The organism is Alkalibacterium subtropicum (assembly GCF_900112455.1).
In the GTDB taxonomy this organism is placed as follows: Bacteria; Bacillota; Bacilli; order Lactobacillales; family Carnobacteriaceae_A; genus Alkalibacterium; species Alkalibacterium subtropicum.
In genome coordinates this window covers 1-16,628 of the sequence record NZ_FOLT01000022.1, presented here as the reverse complement: position 1 = coordinate 16,628, position 16,628 = coordinate 1, and the positions used below count along the sequence as shown (strand labels likewise).

Below are 16,628 nucleotides of genomic sequence, written 5' to 3'. Positions count from 1 at the left end.
AATATAGCGGCGATTATTTCAGCACGTAAGAACGGAACGTTTCTCAAAGCCTTAACAGATAAAACACCTGAGCTTTTAGCGGAACTCCAGCCGGAGTTCAAAGGGGCTGTAAGAGCAGCCTTGAAGAAAAGTAAATCCAGACCATCAATAGGTGTGAAAATTGGCAGAGTAGCTAATTATGGCTCCTCTTCAAGCCCAATGGGGCAATTACAGAAATTGTTTAGTTAGAGAGAGATTTTAAGCTTTTAAAAGATACTAAAAACATAGTTCGAAGAGAAAAAATAAATAGTGTTTCAGATTTCTAGAATAAATTTCCGAGAATAACTTTACACATACCCAAATAAGAAGTGTATTGACATCAGACGTCCGTTCTTGTAAGCTTATAAGAAGCGAATTAAATAATCATCCGGATTTAGATGAAGTAGCTGATGACTGATCATTAAAGAGAGGACCTTCCTGGCTGAAAAAGGTTTATATCATCATTGGTGAAAGACAATCTGAGTAGGAATGACAGGAAAACTGTCACGCGTGAGCGTTAACTCTAAGAGAGAAAGCAGCAGCTTTCTGAATTTAAGGTGGCACCACGTATGAACTACGTCCTTTTTCTATGATTGACATAGAAAAGGGTCTTTTTTTATGGACAAATATTAAGTTAAATGCATTATTACGGGAGGTTTATTGAGTGAATTATAAAAAATTAAAAGGAACCGTCGATATTTTACCTGTTGAATCTGAAAAATGGCAGATCGTGGAGCAGCAGGCCAGAGACATTCTGCACAATTATCAGTTCAAAGAAATCCGCTCACCGCTTTTTGAACAGTTTGACTTATACGCAAGAGGTGTGGGTGAAACGAGTGATATCGTCTCCAAGGAGATGTACGATTTTAAAGATAAAGGGGATCGCCACCTTGCATTGAGACCGGAAGGCACTGCCGGTGTTGTTCGTGCATATGTTGAAAATAAATTGTATGCACCGGAGTATCACAAGCCGATGAAGCTCTATTATCTGGGATCGATGTTCAGGTATGAACGCCCGCAAAGTGGCAGACAGCGTCAATTCAATCAGCTGGGGGTCGAAGTGTTCGGAAGCAAGAATCCTGCTGTCGATGTCGAAACAATGGCGCTGGCTATGGATTTGTTCAAGTCTTTCGATATCAAGGACTTGAAGCTGGTCATTAATTCGCTGGGAGATACGGCGTCAAGACTCCAATACCGTGAAGCACTGATCGCTTATCTTGAGCCGCATTTTGATGACTTAAGCAAAGATTCCAAAGAACGTTTATACAAAAATCCGCTGCGCGTCCTGGACAGCAAAGATAAAAAAGACAAAGCCATCGTCGCTGATGCGCCGTCTGTCCTCGATTTCCTCAATGACGAGTCCAGAGCTCACTTTGAAGCAGTGAAGGATATGCTTGATGAGTTGGAAATCCCTTATGAAATTGATAAGAACATGGTCCGAGGACTTGATTATTACAATGATACGATATTTGAAGTCATGACGACGCATCCGAAATTTGGTTCCAATGCAACGATTTGTGCAGGCGGCCGCTACGATGGACTGGTCGAAGAAGTCGGCGGACCGTCGACACCGGCATTCGGCTTTGGCTTCGGTCTGGAACGGCTCCTGATCCTTCTTGACTTCATGGACTACAACTATCCAAAGACGCAAGTCATTGATGCCTACGTTGTGACGATTGGAGACAACGTGAACAAAGCAGCAACGAAACTGACCCAATACCTTCGTCAGAATGACCTGTCTGTAGAACGGGAATTCATGAACAGAAAACCGGGGAAACAGTTTAAAACCGCTGATAAATGGAATGCACGATATGTCTTTACCCTAGGGGAAGAGGAAGTCAGTCAGAATAAAGTCACAGTGAAAGATCTCGAGAGCGGCAGACAGACGGATATCGGACTCGGAGACTTGTACAGTGATTTTGAAGGAACATTCAAAAAGGCAGAAACAAAATTAAAGAAAAAGGGTGAATGATATGAAACGTACAGCATATTGTGGACAGATTACAACAAAATATAAAGATGAGGCGGTTACTGTTGCCGGTTGGGTTCAGAAACGCCGTGACTTGGGAGGCATGATTTTCATTGATTTGAGAGATCGTGAAGGACTCGTGCAGGTCGTCTTTAATAGTGATCAGAACAAGAAAGCCCTTGAAATTGCAGAAAAAATCCGTTCAGAATATGTGATCGCTGTAAAAGGGACCGTTGTGTCAAGAGAAGAGGGTCAGATCAATAGAGAATTGCCGACTGGCGAAATCGAAATCATGGCCGAAGAGGTGGAAATTTTAAGTGAAGCCAAGACACCAGCCTTTGAAATCACAGATGCGGTGGAAGTATCCGATGACCTGCGCTTGAAATACCGTTATCTGGACCTTAGAAGACCGAAAATGCAGGCGAACATGAAACTGCGCCACCAAGTCAAGAAAGTGTTCAGAGATTTCCTGGATGAAGAAGGGTTCCTTGATATAGAAACACCCTATCTGACAAAATCGACACCTGAAGGAGCTCGGGACTATCTCGTCCCTTCCCGCGTCAATCAGGGGAAATTCTTTGCTTTGCCGCAGTCTCCGCAATTGTTCAAGCAGCTGCTGATGAGCTCGGGTTATGACCGTTACTATCAGATCGTCCGCTGTTTCAGAGATGAAGATCTGCGTGGCGACCGTCAGCCGGAATTCACCCAGGTGGATATCGAGACCAGCTTTACAGATAAAGAAGATATTCAGAACACGATGGAAAAGCTGCTCGTCCGTTTAGTGGAAGAAGTCAAAGGTGTCACCTTGAAAACACCGTTCCCTCGATTGACGTATAGAGAAGCAATGGAACGTTTCGGCAGCGACAAGCCCGATCTCCGGTTCGCTATGGAACTGGTCGATCTGAATGAAGTAGCGAAAAACTCCACATTCAAGGTCTTTTCGTCAGTAGTTGAAAACGGCGGCATGGTCAAAGGCTTGACCGTCAAGGGAGCTGCCAAGCAGTTTTCACGTAAAAACATCGATGCACTGGAAAGTATCGCAAAAATTTATGGGGCTAAGGGTCTGGCGTGGATGAAGATGACTGGTGAGGGACTCTCAGGACCGATCGCTAAGTTCTTCAATGACGAAGAGGCCCAATCCTCATTAGTAGCAACCATGGATGCTGAAGACGGCGATCTGCTGCTGTTCGTCGCAGACAATTCAACTGTAGTTTATGATGCCTTAGGTGCTTTAAGAGTCCACTTAGGGAAAGAACTGAATCTGATCGATGAGTCTCAGCTGGCATTTGCCTGGATCGTCGAGTGGCCGCTGCTTGAATACGATGAAGAAGCGGGACGCTATAATGCTGCTCATCACCCGTTCACCAAACCGGTCGAAGCGGATATAGAAAAACTCGCTGCCGAACCGGAAAACGTCATGGCTGATGCGTACGATATCGTCTTGAACGGATATGAGATCGGCGGAGGTTCTATCCGTATCCACCAGAGAGCGCTGCAGGAAGAAATGCTGTCCGCTTTGGGATTCTCAAAAGAAGAAGCCTACAGTCAGTTCGGCTTCCTCTTGGATGCGTTGGAATACGGTTTTCCACCACACGGCGGGATCGCATTCGGTCTGGACCGTCTGGTTATGATCTTAGCCAATGAAAACAACATCCGTGAAGTCATCGCCTTTCCGAAAAACGGAAAAGCCATGGATCCGTTGACGGATGCACCGTCTCTGGTGTCAAATGATCAGCTGGTGGAACTCGGTCTGGAGTTAAAAGACAACAAACAAACGGAGGCAGATTAATGGTTTTACTCGGTTCACATGTATCGATGAAAGGTAAAAAGATGCTGCTTGGTGCTGCGGAAGATGCCGTCGATTATGGTTCGTCGACTTTCATGATCTACACCGGTGCTCCTCAGAATACACGTCGAAAAGATATCGCAGATATGAATATCGATGCTGGACAGGCTTTCATGAAAGAGCATGGGATCAACGTCTCTGATATCGTCGTTCATGCACCTTATATCATCAATCTGGGGAATACGATCAAGAAACAGAACTACGGGTTCGCTGTCCAGTTCATGCGGGAAGAAATCAAGCGTGCTGAAGCACTCGGTGTCACACAGATGACGATGCACCCCGGCGCTCATGTCGGGGCGGGCCCGGATGCCGCTATCGCACAAATCGCCCAGGGACTTAACGAGATCCTGCATGAAGATCAGACCCTTCAGATCGCTCTGGAAACTATGGCAGGCAAGGGAACAGAGGTCGGTCGATCGTTTGAAGAACTCGCACAGATCATTGATCAAATAGACTTAAAAGACAAGGTTTCTGTGACGTTAGATACATGTCATATCCATGATGCGGGATATAATGTCAAAGAGGATTTTGACGGCGTGCTTGCAGAATTTGACCGGATCGTCGGCCTGGATAAGCTGAAAGTGATCCACGTCAATGATTCTAAAAATATTCAAGGGGCAGGTAAGGACCGACATGCGAATATCGGTTTTGGCGAGATCGGCTTTGAGGCCCTCAATCATGTTGTTCATCATGAAAAACTGGCTCAGTTGCCAAAAATACTTGAAACACCTTTTGTAGGTGAAGACAAGAAAAATAAAAAACCCCCGTACAGACATGAAATCGCCATGCTGAAAGCTAAAACGTTCAATCCTGATTTATTGGAAGATATTTTAAACAGTTAAAGAGAAAAGGGAATCTGTTCGTTGAACAGGTTCCCTTTTTGTTATACTTGTATCAATTAATACAAGTGAGGTGGAACAAATGAATGAAGGATTGGCAAGTCAGACCATTAAAGCGATCGATGCCTATACGATAAATGAGATAGGCATCCCCTCGATGGTCTTGATGGAACGGGCTGCCTTAGCTATCGCTGATGAATTGTTAGATCATACGAGTATATCTGCAGCTTCTTATGCTGTGGTGTGTGGAACGGGTAACAATGGAGGCGATGGTCTGGCTATTGGGCGCATGCTTCACCAGGCGGGGAAAACAGTGAAGATCTATCTGGTTGGTAATGTAGACAAGGCATCAGATGAATGCAGGAAACAGTTAAGGATAGCAAAAAATCTAGGCTTAACCATTGATTTTCTTGAAGAAGGCGCTGAGTCATTCAGTGAAGATGTCGTTCTGGATGCTCTTTTTGGGATCGGACTGGATAGGGATGTCGAAGAACCCCATAAAACGGCAATAGATAAAATTAATCGATCTCATGGATATGTCGTTGCAGTGGATGTGCCGTCTGGAATATCTGCGGATACAGGAAAGGCGATGGGCACAGCTGTGATAGCGGATAGCACCCTGACGATAGGGTTTATGAAAACAGGGTTCAACGTCAAAGAGGCTCAGGCGTTCATCGGTAAGCTGAAAGTCATGGCTATCGGCTATCCTGAGAGGTCCCTGCTAAAAGGCCTAATAAAGGAGGAGCTGACGAATGACTAACCGATTTGATTTTAAAGGAGTAAATGCCCAGGCACCTTATTTTGAAGGGTGGTACGTTAAGACTACAGATGCTGAGCAGGACTTCAGCTTAGCTCTGATCCCCGGCATGGCATTATTTTCAGAAAAAGAGTGTTTTGTCCAGTATAACCTCTATTATAAGGGGAAATCAGTGAGCGGGAAGATAACCTATCCCGTAGAAGAATTTACGATCGTGAGTGAACCTTATTCCGTTCTGATGCCCTTATTTGTCTTAAGTGAAAAAGGGGTCAAAGCACATCTGAAGGATGAAGAGAATGACTTGCTTATTGATTTGAATTTTGGAGATTTTCTGCCTCTGAGACAGAGTCTCTTTTCACCGAGTATCATGGGACCTTTAGAGTATATCCGAGTTCCGTGCTCCCACGATATCGTAAGTATGCGGCATGAGGTAAGAGGGACGGTCACTGTTAATGGGGAGAAAATAACACTGGATAAAGGGACCGGATACATGGAAAAGGATCGGGGCTCGACTTTCCCCGACAGATATATTTGGGCGCAATCGAACAGCTTCATTGAAGACGAAGAAAGCGCGTTGTCTTTAGCCGTGGCTGATATCGACTTTAATGTATTCGATCTGACAGGTGCGATCGCTGTTTTTCATGACGGCATAAAAGAGCATCGTTTTGCTTCATATCAAGGGACCCTATGCAAAGTCACAATGGATGAAAATCTGGAAGGATACACGGTGTATTTGAAAGATTACAGCAAGAGCTTAAAGGTAAAAGTCAGTTTACAGCACAGTCACGAACTTATTGCCCCTATGAGTGAGGGGATGGATTACCCGATAAAAGAAACAATGAAAGCAGAGATCAGGGTCACTTTCCAGGAAAAAAATAAACAGCCTGTATACCTGACTTCGAAAAACGGGGCGGCAGAAGCAGTAAACTGGGACAATTAAAGGCCTGGAAAATAAGCGTTAAAGAAGCAAAACACCACCCGATCGAGGAGATAGGATCCTTGGTTTGGTGATGTTGCTGTTTAATTGTTCTGCAGGTTCGTACTGCAACAGACTATTGACCCATTTATTTTTAAGCTCTATACTGAAACGCTACTGGTCATGAGGGGTGCACTGCACGACCTCTCTAATGACCACCCGCCAAAATTTAACGAACATCTTGGCAGAAAAAAGGGGGTGTACGCGCCGCTCATCAAGATGAAAATATTCAGTAGTCACTACTGTATTCAGCTGTGTCGGTACATGAGCGCAGGCACTACTCCGCGGATATATAAAGCGTTAAATGCGCTCATCAAGTTTAAATGATTTATGGTATCAAACAAACTCGGCAGAAAGACCAAAAACACTGAAGGCCATCTTGATCCGACGGCCTTCAGTGTTTTTTTTAGCGGGAGCTCTTTTTTCCAGTCCCTTAAGTATATGTGTTAAAACCGTAATGTGCAAAGATGCCACATGTGCTTAGACTTTTTCACTGACTGGAATTTCCTTGAGATATTTTGTCGGCGTTTTACCTGTCATCTTTTTAAATACTTTAGTGAAATAAGAATGACTGTTGAAGCCGGCGAGGTTAGCTACTTCGCTCAACTGATGTTCTCCGAGATGGAAATAATATTTTGCCAGATAGATGCGCTGCTGGTTGACATAACCGATAAAGGTATTGCCGGTTTCCTGTTTGAATTTGCGTGCTAAATGTACAGGGTGCATGCCATAGATAGAAGCGATATTGGTCAAAGTCAATTCACTGGTAAGGTTGTCAGTTATATATGTAACGATTTCTTTCATAACTGATGAGTAATTGGACGTAGAAAAATAAACCACTGCATGACAATATTCTCGGAATATCTCAAAATAGACATGCTCGACCAGATAATCCAGAGAGTAAGTGTCTTTTATGATCATAGAAAATCGTTCAAAGATCAAATGAAGATACAAGGGCAATACGCCACCGTTTTTAGCTGCTATGCGTGTGTAGGTATTGACTGTCATCAGATGGTTTTTAAAAGCCTCCAGACGGTCGCAATCACTGTCTTTGTCCAAATACCTAAATACACGGTCTATATCTATCAGTTTCAGTGTTTCTTCTAATTTATCCTGGTTTCCAGAACTAATAGCCTCGGCCAGCTGATCCTGCATGAGATAACGATAATCCATAGATTCATTAGTCAGTTCTTTTAATTTATTTAACCGTTCTTGTTTTAATTTTTCTTTCTCCTCTTGTTTAGTCATATTGCATGATCCTTCCTAACCATCTAAATTAGATAACACTTATTATGTTAAATATACCATAAAAAATGTGAAAAAAAACACTACAAATCAAAAATAATTCCTTCATACTCTATTTTATACCTCTTTTATCAATGTATCAATCAATTATTTATAACAATTACCAGGATACCGGCACTATCTGTCAAAACACAGTCGATGATTGTGTTTTTATGCGGTTCTCTCCGGCAAGTTTAACAGATCTTTTCACTAAGCGTTTTCTTTTACATGCCGGATGTGTAATGATACCATTAAAGGTAGATAAGTGAACAAAATATGACAATATATATAGGAAGGGTGAAGGTATGGATCGCCATATTTTAGGGACATTTAAGAATGAGGAGGCAGCGGTGTCGCAGGTAGAAAAACTCCTCAATGAAGAAGGTTATTCACCAACTGAACTGATGCTTGTCATGGATAAAAACAATCAGTACGATGAAAGAATCGAATCCATAAAAAATGTAAAAATAAATAAAGTGGAAGTAGAAGAAGAAAGCATCTGGGAAAAAGTTAAAGAAGCCTTCTCCTTTGGCACATATGACAGTGAAGGAAGCAGTGCGACACTTGAAGAATATGGTGTTCCTCATGACCGGGCGGATCATTATGCGGAAGCATTGAAAGCAGGCGAAATCGTTCTTCTTGCAGATACCGACGCCCCGAAAGAAAGTGAACTGTCAGAAGTCAATGAAGACATTATCGAAAACGGGGAGAGAGAAGATATTATGACTGAAAAAAAAGACGCACCAATAGATGAAGTGAATTCAGAAGAGCCAGAAGCAATCAAAACCAAAAACACGAATGGAGTAGAAACATCCGAAAACAAAAAAGTTGAGGATTCAGTCGATCCCAGTCAGGCTAATGATATGCGGAAAGAGTCTAAAAGTGATAACAATAATAAGGGTGAACATGAAGCGACACAGGGAAAAGGATCCACAGAAGAACCGGATCTGACCGGACAGGAAGACACCGTTGAAAAAGAGGAGACAGAACATGGCTACGGCAACAAGGTAGCTGAAGGTGTTGTTCGACCGGAAGTGAAAAGTCCGCTGAACACAGATAATAGAGATATGAAAGAACCCCATGAGAACACCGAAGCACCCGAAGCTGAAGCTAACTATTCAGAGGAGCTGGAAGAACAAGGTAAAAAATCATGGGAAGACAATAAATAATCGACTGATTGAATAGGATCTGGAAAGGTGAGGATGGCATGAAGAAAGATAAAGAACCAAATAGAAAGAACTTTAAATCAAAAAGAGATGCAGAAAAAATAAAATCCGCAGATAATGTGGCTGCGCCTGATTATAGTCTGCCGAATACAAGTGCACCGAACAGTACGCCGAATCCAAATGCTGCAATGGGGTATGGTAAAGACAGACCTGTAAGAAATAAACTGGATGAATCTGAGGTGGCAGCTCAAAGAGCGAAAGGGGAAACGCCGGGGAATGAAGTCGAAGCATCACTCAACCCGGATGAAGAAAATCTTGAAGAAGACCAAACAGATAAATAGACATTTAAAGTGCCTAAGCGATGTTTAGGCACTTTTTTGTGTATGGAAGCATGATTTATCCCCCTTGTAAATGGTATACTTAGAAAAGAGAGAATAGAGGTGCAGGTCATGAATCGAGAAACAGGATCAGAAAACAATGAATCGTCCCTTCCGAATTTAATTGAATTAGGTCCGAGTATAAAAGAAAAAAAGCCAGGCGATAAAAAGAATATCACACTGGAAGATGTAAAAAATCTGAAAAAAGATCAGTCGGAAGAACCGGCTGCAGAGTTTGTCATCACCAAGGTGCAGGCTCAGAAGGCTAAAAACCGTTTCAATATCTACATCAACGATTCCTATGCTTTTGCTGTGGATGATTCTATCCTTGTCAAGTACCGGCTGATCAAAGGAAAAGAACTTGATCAGGAAATGATCGAAGAGTTGAAGAAAAAAGGAGAAATGAGCAAAGCTTATCAGGCTGCGCTCCATTATCTTAATTTCAAAATGCGCACAGAAAAAGAAATCCGGGAATATCTTGCAAAAAAAGACTATTCAGAAATCGATGCAGTCATCGAACGTTTGAGAGAACACCGACTGATCGATGACAAGGAATATGCGAAGAGTTTTGTACGTACCAACTATCAGCTGAAAACAGAAGGGCCGAAAAAAATCGAACGGTCACTTTATGCAAAAGGCTTGTCTCCCGATGAGATCGCTTATGGTCTGGAAGAGTATTCGGATGACGATCAGCTGGAGAATGCAAAAAAACTGACAGAAAAAACACTGAAGAGACAACGGAACAAATCGAACCGTGAAATCGAACAGAAAATCAGAGAGCAGTTGATGACGAAAGGTTTTGACAGAGATATCATTGCTCAGGTGCTGGACGAAATGTCTCTGGAACAGCCTGAAGAGGATGAATACGAGGCCTTAGTCAAGCAGGGGGAAAAGGCGTATAAGCGTTACGCCCGCAAGGAAGATAAATATGGTGCAAGACGCAAGACCAAGACCTTCCTGTATTCAAAAGGGTACCCGTTTGACTTGATCGAACAATTTTTATCAGAAAAAGAGGGAGAGTATTGAAACAGAAAGATTTATTGGAAAAAAACAAGATAACGATGTGGTCCGAAGAAAAAGTCAGTGATTTCCGGGCGACGTTACTGCAGTGGTATGATGAAAACAAAAGAGATCTACCTTGGCGCAGGACAAGTGACCCTTACTGTATCTGGGTATCTGAAATCATGCTGCAGCAGACACAAGTGGACACTGTGATCCCTTACTATGAACGCTTCATAGAAACCTTGCCGACCATCGAGGCTCTGGCGAATGCTTCTGAAGCTACCTTACTCAAACTTTGGGAAGGGTTGGGTTATTATTCGCGGGTCAGGAACATGAAGGTGGCTGCGAATCAGATCATGGAGGAGCATCAAGGTAAGTTTCCTGAGGAACATAAAGATGTTTTGACGTTGAAAGGTATCGGTCCGTATACGGCCGGAGCGGTCACCAGTATCGCCTTTGGTCAGCCGCAGCCTGCTGTTGACGGCAATGTGATGCGTGTCTTGAGCCGGCTGTTCGAGATCGACCTCGATATCAGCAAAGCTTCGACGCGCAAAGTGTTTGAAGAAATGATCCGATGCCTGATCGACCCAAACCGTCCGGGGGATTTTAATCAGGCCCTAATGGATTTGGGGGCCACGATCTGTACGCCAAAGAACTACTCGCCGGAAAAAAGTCCGGTTAAAGATTTCAACGCGTCCTATCTCAATGAAACATGGGAAAACTATCCGGTCAAAAAGAAAAAAACCAAAGTGACGGAGCAGACCTATTACACAGTTATGGTAAAGAATGATCTCGGCGAATATCTTTATAAGAAGCGCCCCAACAAAGGGGTACTGGCCGGTATGTATACCCCTTTGATGATCGATCGTGAGGATCTGAATGAAGAAGGGTGGAAATCATTCAGTCAGGATGACGTCTGCGATAGTCGTGTCAGCCAGGAACTGGAACTGATCATAAGCAAGTCATATGATTTGAAAGTGAAACTGAACGATCAGCCTAAAGGTATTTTATCGCATGTCTTTTCGCATCTTAAATGGGAACTGATCGTCTTTGAAGCGGAACTGCTTGAAGAGGATACACGGTCATCACAATTAAAATGGATCCATGCCGACCGGTTCGATGAGGAAATGTTTCCAGTGCCAACACAGAAAGTCAATGATCTGATCGACACTTTGACGCTTTTTTAGGAAATAGTGCTTCTAAATTCCTATTCATTATAATATCATCCATCGTTTATGATATAATGACACATGAGATTGAAGGAACAAGCTGCACCATGTAAAAAAGACTAGAAAGTTGGTAAAGAGATGACATTTCCAAAAGAAGGGGAATTCATCACAATCAAAAGTTACAAACATGATGGGAGTCTGCATCGAACTTGGCGTGACACAATGGTGTTAAAAACAACTGAAAACGCACTGATCGGCTGTAATGATCATACCCTGGTCATCGAGTCAGACGGCAGACGGTGGAAAACACGCGAACCGGCACTCGTTTATTTTCATAAACACTACTGGTTCAATATCGTGACGATGATCCGCCAGAAAGGTACGTCGTACTACTGTAACATGGCTTCTCCCTTTTTGATCGACGAAGAAGGGGCCAAGTATATTGATTATGATCTGGATGTGAAAGTCTTTCCTGATGGAGAAAAACGCTTATTGGATGTCGATGAGTATGAGGAACACGGCAAAAAATGGGACTATCCGGATGAGATAGACTTGATCCTGAAAGAACATATCAAAATATTGGTCGATTGGATAAATGAAGAGAAGGGGCCCTTTTCTGAAGGGTATGTCGACTTGTGGTACAACCGTTACAAACAGCTGACGGGAAAAAAATGATTGTGATGACAACAGTAGCAAGACTTCAGAGTCTGCTGCTGTTTTCCTTGTCTAGTATTTTAAAAAGCAGCTAAATTATATAGAGAGGACTAAGCAGTTTGAAAAAAAGTATAATGATGATGCCATTACTTTTCACCGCAGTTCTTGGCACTGTCTTTTTCGGTCGACGTTACGCTTTAGCCCAGAGTGAGGAGCTGGCTGAAAAACAGGTGACGGTTTCTCAACATGATGATGAAACAGAGGAAAATACAGCAGGGATGGCGCCTGCAGACGGAGAGAATATATCTGCAGAAAACAATCCGAATGAGTTACTGACACATTATGAAACAAACAGTGCGAATTTGTCACTTTATGAGTACTTAGATTTTATGTCCTTAAAAAACGGAAAGGTGACCCTGGCCTATTATGGGGATATAGATACAGAGGAAGCTTGGATAAATGAAGTTACTGATAGGATACAAGACTCGGTCAGTGGAACGGTTTCGGTTATCGATCATAGTTATCCAGGATATGATTCATATGAATTATACATAGAACAGACCCCTCAAGCAGTGCTCGATGAAGCCCCCGATGTCATCCTCTATGCCTTGCCTGCCTTGCCTGACCAGCAGAGAGACATGGGATTGACAGAAACCGAAGAGTTTATGGGCTATGTCCTTGATCGCCTTTTAACGTTAGAGGACATGAAGCTGTTCATGCTCGAACCCTATCCAGTACCTGAGCAGATCAGTCAGCTGAATTCACGTTCTCTTGACTATAGAAGCTATTTAGGTCGGATGCAGACGGTGAGTGAAGCGTATGGTGTGCCTCTGATCCCACTGCATGCAGAGTTCACTGCCAAATCCACAGAGGGTTCACTCGATTATTATTTTGATGAATCAGCTGAGTTGAACGAGGCAGGTAACCAGCAGGTGATCTCCTTATTAGATAAGTTATTCAGCGAAGAAATGTAAAAAAACAAAGAGCAGGAGACGCGTCTACGTGTGTGTCTCCTGCTCTTTGTTAATGTAGGGAACGGATCTTGGACTGGTTGTCTGGGTGATTGGTTTTAAAACTGCTGACGAGCTTGTTCAAGTGCTGGAGCTGTTCCTCGTACTCCAGAACGGAAGACATCAGATGAATCACCGTGTTGCTTTGTCCGTAGTCATTTTGAAGATAAGATTCCAGGCTGGCTTCATTGAAAAAAGAATGCATGAAGGTCTTTCTTAGATCCGACTTATACGCAATGAAATTGACTTCTTTTGGGAGCACCCGGCCATTCCATTTCAAGATGATCTGTTCGTGAGCCGACATGAGGGTTTCCAGTCTTTCTCTTATGAGGATACGCAGGTGCTCTGGAAAATGATTATAAACATGTTCGGATTCATGAAGAGTCAGGACAAGAAAATAGGCGGCCTCTGTTGTACGGATGAACTGGCGATAAATAACAAGGGTGCGCTTGAATGACTGATCTCTTTTCTTGCCGAGAGGGTGCCATTCCCCGTCTTTCAGAAAACTGAGCAGCCGTTTCATTTCTTTGATCGACTGTTCTATGGATTCCAGATCGGAACGCATCAGAGAATACTGACTGTTTTTCCTTAAGTTTACACGCATGAACCGAGTCAGGTCGTCGGTCACCTGGTTGGTTGTGTGAAACAGTTTTTCTTCGTAATTTGGAGGTAAAATGACTCGGTTGATGATAAAGGCGACAGCTACTCCTATGAATGTAGCCAGGACTCGATAAACAGCATTTGTAAGGATATCACCGTCTGTCGAGAGCATGATGATGATCAATGTCATGGCCGATAACCCGATCACATTATTGAGCTTCAGCTGATGAAGGAGTGAAATAAGTATGGCGGTGGCCAGACTGATGACAATGAAAGACGTTCCAAACCCAAGCGCCATAATGACAGCAACAACGCCGCCGATAGTGTTTGCAACCAGCCGCTCCTGAAATGTGCTGAAAGATCTTTTTACCGACGGCTGCATGGAAGCCACCACAGATATCCCAGCCAGAGACAAGGCATCAAACATACCGAATAGCGACGGGATCAATAAAGCAAAAAACACAGCGATACTTGTTTTAAACGTTCTTGCTCCGATTTTCATAAACTAAAGTCACAACTTTCCTGATTCGTTATTATTGTTTATATTATACTACAAATGGCTCGTTGAATTCATTAAATGAGAAACTTGCTATCTTAACAAATATGTGTTGAAAGTAGACATATTCTTGCAAAAGTTGTCTTTAAACTGTATCATTTGAGTATACAAGTAAACTAGTGAAGGATTGATAGAGATGAGTTATTTAGTTGAACAATCCATTGAACGGTTAAAATATAACAATGTGCGCATCACCCCTCAGCGCCATGCGATTTTGGAGTATTTGATCGACCAGGATAGTCATCCCACAGCCGATGAAATATATAAGGCATTAGAAGAAGATTTTCCAAGCATGAGTGTCGCAACAGTATACAATAATCTGCGTTTATTTACCAAAATGGGTCTAGTGAAAGAAATGATGTTTGGCGACAATTCCAGTCGGTTTGATTTTGCCTCGACTGAACATTACCATGCCATCTGTACGCGATGCGGCAAAATCGAAGATATTTATTATCCGGACTGGATGATGTCGAAGTCGTCGCCAGCAACTTGACGGGGTATGATGTCAATTCACATCGTCTGGAAATTTACGGTTTATGTCCTGAATGTCAGGAAGAAGTCAGTGAATAACAAGACGGGTTTCCAATGGGAAAAAGAATATGAAAACAAGCTTTTGAACGGGATGTCTATCCAGGTTTAAAAGCTTGTTTTAGATTTTAGCGCGCCACTTCATTTGAAACGTAGGAAGGGATAGTATAATAATATTTTTTTTCAGCTGATGACTGTAGTACAATGAAGGTGCTACTAATCAGTTGGAAGGGGAAAATAGAATGAATGATGTTATGATTATCGCAAATCCTTCTTCTGGGAAAAAGAAAGCCGAAGAATATGCTGATAAACTGAAACAAAACTTTTTAAGACATGACCGCAAAGCCGTCATAAAGATAACGGAGAAAATCGAAGATGTCTCCAGATTTGCCGTCCAGGCCAGCGAAGAAGCCTATCAGCATCTGATCATAATTGGCGGGGATGGGACCGTATCTGAAGCCGCAAACGGATTGCGTAACCAGAAATACCGGCCTGTTATCGGGATCGTCCCTTCCGGAACAGTCAACAACATTGCCAAGGGCCTGAACCTGCCTGCCGATCCAGAACAAACGATTGCACAGATGAGCCAGTTTAAAGAAAAAAAAGCAGATGCGGGAAGAGTCAATGACCGCATATTTCTCAGTTCTGTATCAGCCGGACCCGTTCCGGAAACGGTTTGGGAGGTCAGTGAAGAACAGAAAGAAAAATTAGGTCAGGCTGCTTACTTCATGGAGGGTGTAAAATCTCTGAGAAGTGAAGAAACGTATGATATGGAACTGACTATAGATGGGAAGAAAGTCGACATCGATTTGAATCTGATACTTGCCGGCGTGAACGGTTCTATCGCAGGTATTCCTAACTTTTTCGATGAAGCAAAGATCGACGACGGTAAGCTTTATCTTTTTGGACTGAAACGTTCAACCTTGGGGCAGAAATTGACTGTCCTTCAGGCTCTGTTTTTCAGCAATAAAGAATTCAATGACATGCAGGACGCTGCCTTTACTGTTTCTTTCAAGCGAGCTGTGTGCACTGTGAAAAATAAAGAAGCGTTCACTACAGTAGATGGTGATCAGGGACCCGCTTTTCCGGTCATTATAGAAGTTCTCCCGCAGTATTTCACTTTTCTTGTACCGGCTTAAAAGAAAGGAGAAAATCAGCTCGGCAGACTTATTGACTCACAGGGTAATGAAAAAGGCGGATCAGTGAAATTAATAAAAAAATCGAAATAAAATCACTGAATAGATTGACACATCATTGTAACCGTGTTACGATATAACAGTTGCTGAAGAAAATATTTATCCGCAATAGCTCAGCTGGTAGAGCGCATGACTGTTAATCATGATGTCGCAGGTTCGAGCCCTGCTTGCGGAGTTTCAATCTGGAGAATTGTCCGAGTGGCTGAAGGAGCACGCCTGGAAAGCGTGTATACGGTTTTTCCGTATCGAGGGTTCGAATCCCTCATTCTCCGTTTTTTATTTTTATATCGGCCCCTTGGTCAAGCGGTTAAGACACCGCCCTTTCACGGCGGTAACACGGGTTCGAATCCCGTAGGGGTCATGACATGATTTAATTGGCGCAGTAGCTCAGTTGGTAGAGCAACGGATTGAAGCTCCGTGTGTCGGCAGTTCGACTCTGTCCTGCGCCATTCAATTTAATATGCTGGAGGGATAGCGAAGTGGCCAAACGCAGCGGACTGTAAATCCGTTCCTTCGGGTTCGTAGGTTCAAATCCTACTCCCTCCATTAGTTAGGGGTATAGTTTAATGGTAAAACTATGGTCTCCAAAACCATCGATGTGGGTTCGATTCCTACTACCCCTGTTTCAATAAATTGGATAATGAATACTTTAGTTATTTGTGCTATACTATTTATTGGAAA

Annotated in this window: 15 protein-coding genes, 6 tRNA genes and 1 pseudogene; 20 read left to right on the top strand and 2 right to left on the bottom strand. The window is 43.0% G+C overall.

Features of this window, described 5'->3' with window-relative positions:
• From BM049_RS11930 to BM049_RS11355, 6 genes are all read left to right on the top strand, one after another.
• Positions 1-228 (top strand): hypothetical protein (locus BM049_RS11930; RefSeq protein WP_091531819.1); only part of this gene is annotated, 228 nt, incomplete at its 5' end.
• Positions 229-682: 454 nt separating this feature from the next.
• Complete coding sequence (gene hisS / locus BM049_RS11375) at positions 683-1,990, top strand: histidine--tRNA ligase (RefSeq protein WP_091531816.1); 1,308 nt, start codon at positions 683-685, stop codon at positions 1,988-1,990.
• A 1-nt stretch (position 1,991) separates the two neighbouring features.
• Positions 1,992-3,776, top strand: a complete 1,785-nt coding sequence (gene aspS, locus BM049_RS11370; RefSeq protein ID WP_091531815.1) for an aspartate--tRNA ligase — start codon at positions 1,992-1,994, stop codon at positions 3,774-3,776.
• Positions 3,776-4,675 (top strand): deoxyribonuclease IV, encoded by a 900-nt coding sequence (locus BM049_RS11365; RefSeq protein WP_091531812.1) that lies wholly within the window; start codon positions 3,776-3,778, stop codon positions 4,673-4,675. The genes aspS and BM049_RS11365 overlap by 1 nt, the downstream gene beginning before the upstream one ends.
• A gap of 79 nt (positions 4,676-4,754) precedes the next feature.
• Positions 4,755-5,432, top strand: coding sequence for an NAD(P)H-hydrate epimerase (locus tag BM049_RS11360; protein ID WP_091531810.1), 678 nt, complete (start codon positions 4,755-4,757; stop codon positions 5,430-5,432).
• Positions 5,425-6,369, top strand: coding sequence for a tocopherol cyclase family protein (locus BM049_RS11355; RefSeq protein ID WP_091531807.1), 945 nt, complete (start codon positions 5,425-5,427; stop codon positions 6,367-6,369). The genes BM049_RS11360 and BM049_RS11355 overlap by 8 nt, the downstream gene beginning before the upstream one ends.
• 516 nt (positions 6,370-6,885) lie before the next feature.
• Here BM049_RS11355 and BM049_RS11345 read toward each other — a convergent pair.
• Positions 6,886-7,653: a helix-turn-helix transcriptional regulator gene (locus BM049_RS11345; RefSeq protein ID WP_091531802.1), complete on the bottom strand. Its 768-nt coding sequence runs from the start codon at positions 7,651-7,653 to the stop codon at positions 6,886-6,888.
• Positions 7,654-7,994: 341 nt separating this feature from the next.
• Here BM049_RS11345 and BM049_RS11340 point away from each other — a divergent pair, with 341 nt between their 5' ends.
• The 6 genes from BM049_RS11340 to BM049_RS11315 all read left to right on the top strand — a co-directional run bounded on the left by BM049_RS11340 (position 7,995) and on the right by BM049_RS11315 (position 13,031).
• Positions 7,995-8,858: a general stress protein gene (locus tag BM049_RS11340; protein WP_091531799.1), complete on the top strand. Its 864-nt coding sequence runs from the start codon at positions 7,995-7,997 to the stop codon at positions 8,856-8,858.
• A 38-nt stretch (positions 8,859-8,896) separates the two neighbouring features.
• Positions 8,897-9,196, top strand: coding sequence for a hypothetical protein (locus tag BM049_RS11335; RefSeq protein WP_091531798.1), 300 nt, complete (start codon positions 8,897-8,899; stop codon positions 9,194-9,196).
• Between the two features lie 108 nt (positions 9,197-9,304).
• Positions 9,305-10,258: a recombination regulator RecX gene (gene recX, locus BM049_RS11330; RefSeq protein WP_143079491.1), complete on the top strand. Its 954-nt coding sequence runs from the start codon at positions 9,305-9,307 to the stop codon at positions 10,256-10,258.
• A 35-nt stretch (positions 10,259-10,293) separates the two neighbouring features.
• Positions 10,294-11,421 carry an A/G-specific adenine glycosylase gene (gene mutY, locus BM049_RS11325; protein ID WP_091531821.1) on the top strand — a complete coding sequence of 376 codons (1,128 nt, stop codon included), beginning with the start codon at positions 10,294-10,296 and terminating at the stop codon, positions 11,419-11,421.
• A 120-nt stretch (positions 11,422-11,541) separates the two neighbouring features.
• A complete protein-coding gene (gene ntdP / locus BM049_RS11320) occupies positions 11,542-12,078 on the top strand; it encodes a nucleoside tri-diphosphate phosphatase (protein ID WP_091489276.1) in 537 nt (178 codons plus the stop codon).
• A gap of 98 nt (positions 12,079-12,176) precedes the next feature.
• Entirely contained in the window at positions 12,177-13,031 is an 855-nt protein-coding gene (locus BM049_RS11315; protein ID WP_091531794.1) for an SGNH/GDSL hydrolase family protein, read from the top strand.
• 49 nt (positions 13,032-13,080) lie between these two features.
• Here BM049_RS11315 and BM049_RS11310 read toward each other — a convergent pair whose 3' ends face one another.
• The gene (locus BM049_RS11310; RefSeq protein ID WP_091531791.1) at positions 13,081-14,169 is read right to left on the bottom strand and encodes an FUSC family protein; all 1,089 of its coding nucleotides are present in this window, start codon (positions 14,167-14,169) and stop codon (positions 13,081-13,083) included.
• A gap of 190 nt (positions 14,170-14,359) precedes the next feature.
• Between BM049_RS11310 and BM049_RS11305 the strand changes: the two are divergent.
• From BM049_RS11305 to BM049_RS11270, 8 genes and pseudogenes are all read left to right on the top strand, one after another.
• A pseudogene (locus BM049_RS11305) lies at positions 14,360-14,793 on the top strand (Fur family transcriptional regulator).
• A gap of 200 nt (positions 14,794-14,993) precedes the next feature.
• On the top strand, positions 14,994-15,890 hold the full coding sequence (locus BM049_RS11300) for a diacylglycerol/lipid kinase family protein (RefSeq protein ID WP_091531789.1): 897 nt from the start codon (positions 14,994-14,996) through the stop codon (positions 15,888-15,890).
• A gap of 159 nt (positions 15,891-16,049) precedes the next feature.
• Positions 16,050-16,122: transfer RNA gene (locus BM049_RS11295), tRNA-Asn, on the top strand.
• A 9-nt stretch (positions 16,123-16,131) separates the two neighbouring features.
• A tRNA-Ser gene (locus tag BM049_RS11290) sits at positions 16,132-16,219 on the top strand.
• Between the two features lie 17 nt (positions 16,220-16,236).
• Positions 16,237-16,308 (top strand) — tRNA-Glu (locus BM049_RS11285).
• A 15-nt stretch (positions 16,309-16,323) separates the two neighbouring features.
• A tRNA-Phe gene (locus BM049_RS11280) sits at positions 16,324-16,396 on the top strand.
• 16 nt (positions 16,397-16,412) lie between these two features.
• Positions 16,413-16,493, top strand: a tRNA-Tyr gene (locus BM049_RS11275).
• Between the two features lie 6 nt (positions 16,494-16,499).
• Positions 16,500-16,570 (top strand) — tRNA-Trp (locus BM049_RS11270).
• Positions 16,571-16,628 lie beyond the last annotated feature (58 nt).